Below are 1,290 nucleotides of genomic sequence, written 5' to 3' on the forward strand. Positions count from 1 at the left end.
CGGCGCGGGCCGCGGGCGCGGCGCGACCGGCCACAGCGATGCCGGTCGTGGTGACGGGGGAGCGGCGCAAGGAGGCCGACCCGCGTCCGCAGGGCCCGCGGGTGCGGATGACACTGCCCGACGGGCAATATCTCGACGTCACGCTCGTGAGCTGGCACCGATATCGCGACGGCACGTGGCGCGCCCGCGTGCGCTGGCCCGTGTGGGGGGCGTACGGCTACGGCGAGGACGTGCAGACCAAGGCGTGGGCGATGGAGTCCTTCGTGCCCTCGAACGTGCTCGGCCCGCTCGACGGCCAGGACTACGACACCGTGCGATGCGATCCGCCGATGGTTCGGGTGCCCAGACAACCGTGAGCGCGAGCGCGACGTCCTACCCGTGTCATGCCACACCCGGTGATCGCGCGCGCGAACCTCGGCGGTACAGTTCACAGCTTCCGGTGACGGATTCGCAACGAGGTTTCGTCGAAACTTCGGGCAACGGGTACATGTGTCCTAAATCCTGTTGCCCCGCGGTTGCCGGCCACCGATGCTTGCGGCATGTTCGATCCGGTCATCACCTCGCATGACGCCCTCCTTGGCCTGCTACGCAGCGGCCACGGTCAGGGCGCCCGGCGGGCCCTCGTCGCCGACCGCGTCGCTGTGCTCGACGCGCTCGACGGCTGTGTGGTCCGCGATCCCCGTGCCGTTCCGGCCACAGAGTCGCGCTCGCTGTACTACGCACGCCTGTACGCCGACCTCGACGCCGGTCTCGACGGTCTCGCCCGACACCTGCTGTGCGACGACGACTGGACCGACGAGGACGCGGACCGAACCGCGCTCCCGCTCGCGGTCCTGGGCACCCTCGCCAGACTCGGGCGCAGCGACGCGACCGCGCTGCTACGGGAGTACGTCAAGGAGGGCCGCGACTGGCCCGAGGCGCTCGACCGGCTCGCCGCGGTCGCCGTCGAGGGGGCCCTCGACGGCATGCTCGACGTGGTCCTGGAGCGCGGTGAGGACGACGAACTCTACGAGTGCGTCAAGAACTCGCCCGGCATGCGCCCGTGGCGGATGTGGGCCACCCGCGACGAGCGCGTGCGCGCCGTCGTGGAACAGGTCGACCTGGACTGGTGGCACTGGGAATTGACCCGCTCCGTCAAGACGCCCCACCCGACCGCGCCCGCCCAGACCGTCGACGACGTCCTCGCCGAGGCCGCCGACGGCCCCCGACAGGCCCTGGCGTGCGGTCGACGGCTGGGCGCCGTCGCCGGGCCCGAACACCGCGGCGCGATCCTCGCCGCGGCGTGGGCCG

General features: G+C 72.1%; 1 protein-coding gene and 1 pseudogene. Both read left to right on the forward strand.

Translation table 11 applies throughout. The features are described 5' to 3' along the window. Nucleotides 1-356 (forward strand): hypothetical protein (locus GT354_RS27640; RefSeq protein ID WP_161359094.1); only part of this gene is annotated, 356 nt, incomplete at its 5' end. Nucleotides 357-539: 183 nt separating this feature from the next. After that, nucleotides 540-1,290, forward strand: a pseudogene (locus tag GT354_RS27645) (HEAT repeat domain-containing protein); the annotation flags it as partial.

The organism is Streptomyces sp. SID3343 (genome assembly GCF_009865215.1).
Classification (GTDB): Bacteria; Actinomycetota; Actinomycetes; order Streptomycetales; family Streptomycetaceae; genus Embleya.